6 protein-coding genes and 1 tRNA gene are annotated in these 10,196 nt (G+C 47.4%); 2 read left to right on the top strand and 5 right to left on the bottom strand.

From position 1 onward, the window contains the following. Nucleotides 1-238: 238 nt before the first annotated feature. The 5 genes from prmC to murA form a co-directional block, all read right to left on the bottom strand. Nucleotides 239-1,126 carry a peptide chain release factor N(5)-glutamine methyltransferase gene (prmC, locus tag AAFP11_RS28475; protein WP_341740049.1) on the bottom strand — a complete coding sequence of 296 codons (888 nt, stop codon included), beginning with the start codon at nucleotides 1,124-1,126 and terminating at the stop codon, nucleotides 239-241. Between the two features lie 194 nt (nucleotides 1,127-1,320). Beyond that, on the bottom strand, nucleotides 1,321-2,166 hold the full coding sequence (locus tag AAFP11_RS28470) for a Tic22 family protein (protein ID WP_341740047.1): 846 nt from the start codon (nucleotides 2,164-2,166) through the stop codon (nucleotides 1,321-1,323). Between the two features lie 223 nt (nucleotides 2,167-2,389). Next, a tRNA-Leu gene (locus tag AAFP11_RS28465) sits at nucleotides 2,390-2,471 on the bottom strand. Continuing rightward, nucleotides 2,450-3,322: a M48 family metallopeptidase gene (locus tag AAFP11_RS28460; protein ID WP_341740048.1), complete on the bottom strand. Its 873-nt coding sequence runs from the start codon at nucleotides 3,320-3,322 to the stop codon at nucleotides 2,450-2,452. The genes AAFP11_RS28465 and AAFP11_RS28460 overlap by 22 nt, the downstream gene beginning before the upstream one ends. Nucleotides 3,323-3,549: 227 nt before the next feature. After that, nucleotides 3,550-4,899: a UDP-N-acetylglucosamine 1-carboxyvinyltransferase gene (gene murA, locus AAFP11_RS28455; protein WP_341740046.1), complete on the bottom strand. Its 1,350-nt coding sequence runs from the start codon at nucleotides 4,897-4,899 to the stop codon at nucleotides 3,550-3,552. A gap of 420 nt (nucleotides 4,900-5,319) precedes the next feature. Here murA and smc point away from each other — a divergent pair, with 420 nt between their 5' ends. Then, nucleotides 5,320-9,033 carry a chromosome segregation protein SMC gene (smc, locus tag AAFP11_RS28450; RefSeq protein ID WP_341740045.1) on the top strand — a complete coding sequence of 1,238 codons (3,714 nt, stop codon included), beginning with the start codon at nucleotides 5,320-5,322 and terminating at the stop codon, nucleotides 9,031-9,033. Between the two features lie 162 nt (nucleotides 9,034-9,195). After that, nucleotides 9,196-10,196, top strand: a 1,001-nt coding sequence (locus tag AAFP11_RS28445; protein ID WP_341740044.1) for a PRC-barrel domain-containing protein, incomplete at its 3' end; no start/stop codon positions are given.

Below are 10,196 nucleotides of genomic sequence, written 5' to 3'. Positions count from 1 at the left end.
GTGAAGATAATTTACAATTATAACTGGGTGGAATTGATACAGAAAAACTTATATTTAACCGAGCTTGAATATATCGATCGCTCCTGCTCTCAGTTTGCGATCGATTATTCAGCAAACCCTATTTATTTTCTTCCTTCGTGTCCTTCGCGTCTTCGCGGTTCAATAATTCCATATTCTTTAAGTGGGAAGGGGTAGCTTTTCAATCCAAAATCCAAAATTTAAAATTGAGTAATCCTTTCTAGCGCCGATACGCCAAAGCAAAGCGATCGATTCCCGCTAAATCAGCAAATATCTGAACATCGCAATAACTCCCCTGACTTTCCAGTATTTCAACTACCGCCTCAGCTTGTCCAGCCATCATTTCAACCAACCAGACTCCCCCGGATTCTAAATAATCGGGAGCTGTTTCGGCTAAATGCCGGATGCAATCTAATCCATCTAAACCGCCGTCTAAGGCCAGATGAGGTTCGTGTTTGGTAACTTCCGGTTGCAGAGTCAATACTGTGCTGCTGGGTATGTAAGGTGGGTTAGATATCATGCCACTAACTTGCCCTTTCAGGAATTCTAGCGGTTCCCACCACGCACCTCGATCGAATTTAATGCGATCGCCAAAACCTAAATTCTCCGCATTCTGTTGAGCAACTGCCAAGGCTGCGGTCGAAAAATCTACAGCATAAATTGTGGAATTTGTCAATACCGAAGCTAGTCCGATCGCGATCGCCCCACTACCAGTTCCCAAATCCACCCAATTAGATTTAGTATGAAGGCGATCGGGCTTCAGCGCTTCCACAGCCAAATCAATCAGCAATTCTGTCTCAGGACGAGGAATCAGCACCGCCGGCGTTACCTTGAGGGAAAAATCTCGCCAATAGGTAGTGCCAGTTAAATACTGCACAGGCACTCGTTCCTGCAACCGTCGCTTCCACAATTGGTCAAGTTCAGCTAAGGATAAATTCGATTTAATTTGGAGTAAATCTTTAAATGACTCCAAACGCAGAGCCAATTTATCCAAACTTGTCAACTCTTGCAGCAGCCATTCTAGTTCGGTTAAGGAAACATCAGAATCGATCGCCTCTACCTTAGCTCGATCGATCCACTGCCAAAGCTCTAAACCAGAAACAAACATGGGAATGGGGAATTGGGAATTGGGAATTGGGAATTGGGCATCGGGCATCGGGCATTGGGCATCGGGCATTGGTAACTAATGAAAACAGTCAACAGTCAACCGTCAACAGTCAACCGTCAACAGTCAACTGCCAACTGTCAACTGCCAACTGCCAACTGTCAACTGTCAACAGTCAACTGTCAACTGACTAATTATTAACGAGTTGGTCGGGGTTGGCTGGGAATTGGAGCTTGAGGTGCCGGTCTGGTTTGGTTGGATGCCGGAGGTTGACTTTGGTTCCCTGCGCCCGCGGGTTGGAGCGATCGCACAAATTCCAGTGACTCCCGTGAAGGAATCAAAATCAGTTGTGTTAAAAATTTGTCGTTTTCAGTACGCAAAGCTTCCAAAACGCTTTCCAAATTAACTACCTCAATCTTAATTGCCGTCGTTACGCTTGGCTGCTGCTGTTTAAAACGCTCCACCATTCCTTGCAATTCTTCCTTGTTAAAAAACAGAGGAATCACCTCTTCCTGACCGCGCTGAATGGTCAAATAACCATTTTCCGGGCCACCTCTAGCCAAAAACAGAGGCACACCATTGAACTCGTTGACTTGTTGCCCAGTCTGCTGAAGTACAGTTTTAGCTAACTGGACTTGCTGGGGAGTCGGAACGTAGGCAAACAATACTTCATCCGGCTTACCTTTATTTGCCTGAGTGATTTGATAAATTTCTCCGAGGGACACGGGCGTTACGCGCACCGATGCCGCCAACTGAGGATTGCTGGTTTTCAGTTTATCGACAAAAGCTTGAGCGTCCTTCTGGCTGATGAAAATTCCAGCCACAGAAGCATTACCAGTTTGACCCTGACCTTGCTTCGGTACAGAAGCGATCAGAGGTGCACCCTGAGCATCTGTAATGGTAAACACTGGAACCGATCGCAACTTTTCCAAAATTTGCGGTTCCGGCAGTGCCATTGCAGACATATTACCTAGGGGTGACGGGCCAAGCAGAGTGCTGCCGACAATCCCCAAAATTGCACCTAAACGAACTAATGATTTCATTGTTTTTCCATCAGGAGCGAGCCATCCTGAGATACATTAACGCAAAGACTTGCCCATTGACACGATCGACACTGCCTGCGTAGATGTTTATTTTTCTTACTCACAATGCAAATTTTATCACATTACGAAGAACACTCTTGATTGAGGTTCTACTAGCAACTTCTCGATCGGGACTAAAGTCTCGCTTGTTTGCCACACACCGTATTGTTTTGATTATTGGTAGTGGGCGGGGAGAGAATCGAACTCTCATACCTTTCGGTGTCAGATTTTGAGTCTGATGCGTCTACCAATTTCGCCACCCGCCCTTTTTCTTAGTTTCACTATCATAACACACCGATCGACTTTGTGCAAGCAAAGATTCATAATTTTTTGAACTGGCCCAGCGATCGATTTCCCTTGCCCGCAATACTGGGACTGGATGGGACAACTGAGAAGTCTGAGCTTGCTTGAGCATTTGCCCTAACTCCGTGCTGCTGAGGTCATCGTAGGCCCGCGCTTGGGCCAAAAAAGCATCAACATTCAGTTTGGGAGCCAAAGTCGGAGAACCTCCGGCCAGCTTCATCAACACCGATGCTACCACTTTTGAGTCCTGAGTTGCCAACAAAGCCGCGCGATCGCAAGTAAATTCAGCACATCGGAGCCACTCCAACATTTGCGCCTGCAAACCCTGGACTAGCACGGTTCCCAAAGGGGAAATTTGACCAGCCGCTAACACAATTAAATTAGCCAGAGTCAAGTAAACTCCATGTTCGCACTTCAAATGCCCCAACTCGTGACCAATTACCGCCTTAACTTCCTCATCTGTGAGCAAATCGATCAAAGAAGTGTGCATCACCACAAAAGGCTGTTTTCCCCGCATCGCAAAGGTGTAAGCATTGGGCATGGGATGCTGGCGGACATAAAGTTGAGGCACTTCCAAATCCAGAGTTTTGCAGGCATCCAATAACAAATGATGTAGGTGGGGCAATTGATTTTCCCCCACTTGGACGCTGGAAGCCAGATGTTCCAGCATGAAAAACTGTTCGCCAATTTGACCTAACAACTGCCGCACCATCAAATCCAAGCCCGGCAGTTGTTTGAGAGTATTAGTAGCTTCCAAATCGAGGGGGTGACGAAACTGGTCTGCTTTCAAACCGATGAGGGGTATGTTCGACATTTTAGTCAGTTGGGAATGGGGAATGGGGAATGGGGAATTGGTCATTGGTCATTGGTCATTGGTTATTGGTCATTGGTTATTGGTCATTAAAGTTTGTAGTAAGGACTTTTTACTAACTAATGACCCTTCGACCCTTCGACTACGCGGTTCCTGAGCGGAGTCGAAGGGCAGGGCGCCGCTACTAACTAATGACTACTGACTACTGACTAATGACCAATGACTAATGACTACTTTAAACCCGATCGCACTGGTTCGACAGGAGCCTCAACATTAGCGACTGCTGTACCCTCTTTCACCCGCTCCAATTTCGCTCCCAATTTTTGCAATTTCACCTCTAACTGCTCGTAACCGCGGTCCAAATGCTGCAAACTGCTGATGGTGGTGACACCATCGGCAGCCAGTCCCGCCAGTACCAAAGCCGCCGAAGCCCGCAAATCTGTTGCTGTGACAGGCGCACCCGACAGCATGGGCACTCCGCGCACCACTGCCACATTGCCTTTGACGCGAATGTCCGCACCCATACGGTTAAGTTCGGCTACGTGACGCAAGCGGTTCTCAAACACAGTTTCCTTAATGATGCTGTCGCCCTCACTCGTAGTTAGCAAGGCCATAAACTGAGCCTGCATATCTGTGGGGAAACCAGGGTAAGGTAAAGTTTCGATGTCTGTGGCTTTATGAATCTGACCGGGAACTATCCGCATCAGGTCGGGAGATTCTGTAATCAATTTTGCTCCCATTACCTGCAACTTAGCAATGACTGCGGTGATGTGGTCGGGAATGACTGGCGATAAACTGATTTCTGAGTGAGTAATCGCTCCGGCTACTAAAAATGTGCCGACTTCGATGCGATCGGGAATAATTGAATAGTCTACGGAGTGAAGTTTGGGAACCCCCGAAATGACGATGGTATTAGTCCCAGCGCCCTGAATTTGCGCTCCCATAGCGCGACAGAAATTCGCCAAATCTGCCACTTCCGGTTCTTGAGCCGCATTTTCAATGATGGTTTCTCCTTCAGCCAAGGTAGCAGCCATCATCAAGGTTTCCGTCGCTCCGACGCTGGGATAATCTAAATAAATTTTAGCTCCCTTTAAACGGCGGTTTGGCCCTTTGACGTAGGCGTGAACAGTGCCGTGGTCGATGTGGACTTCAGCGCCGAGGGCTTGCAGACCACGAACGTGGAGTTCCACTGGTCGGGCACCGATGGCACACCCACCGGGTAAGGGGACTTTCGCAAATCCCAAACGTGCCAGCAGCGGGCCGATGATGAAAAAGCTCGCCCGCAGTTGGCTGACTAACTCGTAGGGAGCTTGAGCGTCTATGAGTTCGCTGGCATTGATATCTAAGATATCCCCATTAGTCTTGATTTTGACCCCTACAGCGGAGAGAATTTGCGTCATCCGGGCGACATCGACTAGGGAGGGAACGTTGCGGAGACGGCAATCTTCCGGGCAGAGGATGGCACCAGCCATGACTACTAAGGCAGAGTTTTTGGCCCCACTGATTTTGACGTGTCCTTTGAGGGGCTGGCGACCCCAAATTTTTAATACTGGTTGGTCGCTTTCGGGTGAAGCTGACATATTGGATGAGTTCAGAGCTGGTTTAATGATTTTGCCCTCCATATGTGATTTGTTACTTCATACGTTATTAATTTTGGTTTCGATTTTACCCGAAAGATTTCATATGTCTAGGGGGTATCAGAAGAATTTCGGAGTTCCTACTTCCCAAACGCTCTCTGGCCTAGCCTTTCAGGAAAAGTTGCACAAATCATCCCGATCGCCCTTAATTTAATTAACTGCATCAAAATTTACAATTTTTTCAGGGCTGGCATCTGGTGGGGGTATTCTCCACCAGTTGTTGCTCAACAGGCATCCTGTGTTCTTGACAAAGGTGTAAGATATCTGTTCGATCGCGACTGCGAAAGTTGAAACTTTGTTCATCATCAGCGGTGCTTGTGTTACCTTGGAACAATTACTTAGAGCCAAAGCTAGTCCTAGCATATGGTTCACATTAAACGGATCGAACTAACTAACTTTAAATCTTTTGGTGGCACGACGGCCATTCCCGTGCTGCCTGGTTTTACCGTGGTTTCGGGTCCCAACGGTTCTGGGAAATCCAATATCCTCGATGCTTTGCTGTTTTGTCTGGGACTTTCGAGTTCTAAAGGGATGCGGGCTGAACGTTTGCCGGATTTGGTGAACAATGCCCAAAATAAACGCGGTACGATGGAAGCTAGTGTTACGGCCACCTTCGCCCTCGAAGGCGTGGGAGATGAATGGTTTGGTGATGAGGAAGATGAGGAAGATCCAGATGCAGCAGATGATTTCTCTGAAGTGCCCGCAGTACCAGCAGAAGTAGTAGAAATCCCCCAAGTCGAAAGTCCCGAAACTCCACAAAATCTTGACAAATCGAAAATCTCAAATCGCAAATCTCAACTCGAAAATCTCAAATCCTCGGAATGGAGTGTCACGCGGAAACTGCGAGTAACTCGCCAAGGAACTTACACTTCTACTTATTATATTAATGGGCAACCTTGTACCCTAACTCAACTTCACGAACAACTCAACCGATTGCGAATTTATCCCGAAGGTTATAACGTCGTATTGCAAGGGGACGTTACTAGCATTATTTCGATGAATTCCAAAGAACGACGAGAAATAATTGACGAGTTGGCTGGTGTCGCTCAATTCGATCGCAAAATCTCCTTAGCTAGGCAGAAATTGGATGAAGTTAAGGATGTGGAAGAACGCAGCCGCATTGTGGAAAAAGAGTTGATTTCTCAGCGAGATAGACTGGCTAGCGATCGCACAAAAGCGGAAAAATATCAAAAATTGCGGGCGGAACTTCAAGAAAAATCCCAGTGGGAAATTGTCCTTAAATTCCGTCAGTTGCAAAAGCAAGAATGGAAACTGCGGGAACAAATCGAAGCTGGCGATCGCCATGGTACCGCTCTCACCGAACAACTGCAAACCATTAACACTGAAATTCACACAGTAACCACAGAACTTGACGCACTAAATGCCCGCGTCAAAGCCTTGGGAGAGTCGGAATTGTTGGCGCTACAATCGACCATGGCGACCCAAGAAGCCGAACGACGGCAAATGCAAAACCGCAAGCAGGAATTGGAAACTACTGCGGGACAATTGGCAGCAAACATAGCACAAATTGAGCAAGAAATTCGGCAATTCCGGCAAAGTCTGGAGCAAATTGAGATAGAAATATCTTATGTTAAGTCTGAGCAAGCAACTTTAATCCAACAGCGGGATGAAGCGGGGCAAATTTTAGAGCAGCATCGGGAAGTTGCCAATGCGATCGCCTCGACAGCCGAAGCTTGGGTACAACAGCAAACGGAACTGCACCGCCAAATAGAAACTGTGCAACAAAGTTTGGAACCCGCTCGCGCCGAACAAGCAGCCATTGGAGAAAGAGTCGATCGCCTAGAAAGTCAAATTCAAGAACAAAACCAATCCCTGCAAGTATTAGCCCAGGAAATAGCCGGGAAAAAAATTCAACAATCCCGGCTGATGGAAACTCAAGGAATAGCAGCTTTGCAAGTAGAATCCCTGACTCAAATTGTGGCGGGAAATGAACAAGAATTGCAATTACAACAAGAAACTCAAACTCGTTTGTTAGTAGAACAACGGGAAAGACAGCGGAAATTAGATAAACTGGAAATGCAGTTTCAAGCACTCCAAGAAGCCACGGGAACTTTTACCGCCAAAGTGATAGTACAAAGTGGTATATTCGGAATTTGTGGGCTGGTAGCTCAACTGGGAAGGGTGGAACCACGCTATCAATTAGCATTGGAAATTGCGGCGGGTGGTCGGATGGGAAATATGGTGGTGGAAGATGACCGCATAGCTGCCCAGGCGATTGAATTGTTGAAACAAAAACGGGCTGGTAGGATGACGTTTTTGCCGTTGAATAAAATTAGGGGTGGTAGATTTTCGGTGAATGAAAATTTGCGTAGGGCGGCGGGTTTTGTGGATACGGCGGTGAATTTGATTGACTGTGATGGGCGGTACAATGAGATTTTTGCCTATGTTTTTGGCAGTACGGTGGTGTTTAGCAATCTCAGTGATGCTCGCCGCTATTTGGGACAGTACCGGATTGTGACTTTGGATGGGGAAATTTTGGAGACGAGTGGGGCGATGACTGGGGGGAGTTCTAGCAATAGATCGACCTTGCATTTTGGTACGGTTGATGCGTCGGAGGCACAAGTTGAAGCAAGGACGATCGCCTATGAGCAAGAACGCCTTCAGGAAATAGAACGGATTTTAGAACGGTGCAAAATAGCGATCGATCGCAGCTCTGTTGCTCTCAAAACCAGCAGTCAGGAATTGATGGAAGCTAAACAAAATTTGCGCGAACATCAGTTGCGGCTGGAACAATTAGCGACAGAAATTATCAAGCTAGAAGCCCAACAGGAACAAGGGCGATCGCAAATTACTAAAAATACTCAAGAATTAACCAATTCCCAGTCCAGATTGCAATGGCTGGTAGGAGAATTGCCAGGAAAGGAAACCGAATTGCAGCAGTACCGCCAAACTTTGGCCGAGTTGGAAGAGTCCAACAGTCATAGCGAATGGCAACAAATGCAATCTAGTCTTCGTAGCCTAGAAGCCCAACTGCAAGAGCGAGAATTGGCTCTCAGAAAGGTCCAGCAGCGGCTTTTAGACCTGGAAACTCAATTCGGGCGTTGGGAGGAGAAAATTAAAGCAGGCTGCGAGAAATTGCAGGAATGGCAAATCCAGCAACATACTTGCGCCGATGCCCTGAATCTGATAGTTTCTCAGGAGTTGGCGATCGACCAACAAATTGCTACAGCTAAGGCGGCGGTGGCAGAAATTGAGGAAAAATTGGGCGTGCAGAAGGGAGAACGCGATCGGGCAGAGTCTCAAGTCAGAGAAAAACATTTAGCCAAACAGCAGTTACAATGGCAGTTACAAAAACTGAATGAAAGCCAGCAAGAACGACGGGAACAATTGACCGCAGTTCGGGATTTATTGGCATCGGCGCGGGCGGAAATGCCCGATCCAGTCCCGTCGATTCCCGAAAATGTGGAGCAGGGAAATTTGATGGAATTGCAGCAGGAAGTAAAGGCGATCGCCAAAAGGATTCAAGCTCTAGAACCAGTGAATATGCTAGCATTATCTGAGTACAATCGCACTCAAGAACGGCTGCAAGAATTGAGTCAAAAATTGACAACCTTGGAAGGTGAACGGACAGAACTGCTGTTGAGAATCGAAAACTTTACCACCCTACGGCGACGTGCTTTTAAAGAAGCTTTTGATGCTGTAAATGAAAACTTCCAGACTATCTTTGCGGAACTTTCCGAAGGTGACGGTTATCTACAGCTAGACGATCTAGAAGACCCCTTCAGTAGCGGTTTGAATCTAGTCGCTCACCCAAAAGGTAAGCCCGTACAACGTCTGGCTTCCATGTCTGGAGGTGAAAAATCCTTGACGGCGCTGAGTTTTATTTTTGCGCTGCAACGCTACCGCCCGTCTACGTTCTACGCTTTTGATGAAGTGGATATGTTTCTGGATGGGGCAAATGTGGAGCGATTAGCTAGAATGATAAAACGACAGTCTGAACAAGCCCAGTTTATTGTTGTGAGTTTGCGGCGACCTATGATTCAATCGGCTCAGCGTACAATTGGTGTTACTCAAGCACGGGGAGCTTATACTCAAGTGTTGGGGCTGAAGTTATAGTCCCCGATTTAAGTCGTTAAAGAGATGAAAATTTTAGACTACAGTTCCAGCTCTTAGGTTAATCTGTGGAGTAAATCTCCAATCTCAAGTCTCAAATCTCATATCGACTGACCATGTTGAGTGATATATGTACTTCATTAATAAATTAGGATCACAATTAGAATGACATCCGAACAAATCTGCCAACGCTCCGATATTCTCGGCACTCAAGTCATCACCCGCGACAGAGGTAAACGCCTGGGTGTAGTTAGTCAACTGTGGGTGGACATCGACCGGCGGGAAGTTGTGGCGATCGGTCTACGAGATAATATATTTGCAGTGGCTGGAATGCCTAAGTATATGTTCCTCACCAGTGTCAGCGAAATCGGCGACGTGCTGTTGGTGGAAGATGAGAGCGCGATCGAAGACGATATTGATGTTGAAGTCTACAGTATTTTGATTAACAGCGAAGTCATCACCGAAACCGGCGAACTTTTGGGGAGAGTGCGAGGCTTTCGGTTCGACCCCGAAGACGGTAAGTTAGTTTCCATCGTGATTGCTTCTCTGGGAATCCCCCAAATCCCCGAACAAGTGCTCAGCACCTATGACTTGGGAATTGAGGAAATTGTCAGCAGTGGCCCCAATCGCTTAATTGTATTTGAAGGTTCCGAGGAAAGACTCCGACAACTTAGTGTCGGCTTGTTGGAGCGCGTCGGCTTAGGACAAGCACCCTGGGAACGAGAAGAGGACGAACAAGGCTATTATCCCAAGCCCGTGGGAACGCCAAATCAATTGGGGCCTGGAGTACCCCTAGCAGCCCCGTCCATGGTCCGGAAGACAGCAGCCCCTGTGGTGGAGGAGGTTCCTTGGGATGAGGATTCGCAGTGGAATCGGCCTGCTGTGCGACAGCCCCTGCGTCAGGTGCAACCACCTCCGGTGAATGATTACGATGATTATGAAGAGGATAATTGGGGCGGCGAGGAAGACGATTATGAGGAAGAGTACGAAGAGAAAAAGTACGATCGTCCTGAAAGTTATAGCACCAAAAAAGAGCCGGTGGTGGAATACGAGTACGAGGATGATGTGGAAGCCGATGCTTGGGCTGATGATGAAGCGCCGAAGCCTTACAAGGCTCCTCGCGTGAATATCCCTGAGAAGACTAAGACTCCTGAATACGAAGAGGA

Origin of the sequence: Microcoleus sp. CAWBG640 (assembly GCF_020883015.1) — a bacterium.
GTDB lineage: Bacteria > Cyanobacteriota > Cyanobacteriia > Cyanobacteriales > Microcoleaceae > Microcoleus > Microcoleus anatoxicus.
This window is presented reverse-complemented; position numbering and strand designations above follow the sequence as displayed.

Excerpts from the sequence above, each read along its gene's own strand:
- AAFP11_RS28460 (WP_341740048.1), bottom strand. The coding sequence starts at position 3,322 with ATGTCGAACATACCCCTCATCGGTTTGAAAGCAGACCAGTTTCGTCAC.
- murA (WP_341740046.1), bottom strand. The coding sequence starts at position 4,899 with ATGTCAGCTTCACCCGAAAGCGACCAACCAGTATTAAAAATTTGGGGT.
- prmC (WP_341740049.1), bottom strand. The coding sequence starts at position 1,126 with ATGTTTGTTTCTGGTTTAGAGCTTTGGCAGTGGATCGATCGAGCTAAG.
- AAFP11_RS28470 (WP_341740047.1), bottom strand. The coding sequence starts at position 2,166 with ATGAAATCATTAGTTCGTTTAGGTGCAATTTTGGGGATTGTCGGCAGC.
- smc (WP_341740045.1), top strand. The coding sequence starts at position 5,320 with ATGGTTCACATTAAACGGATCGAACTAACTAACTTTAAATCTTTTGGT.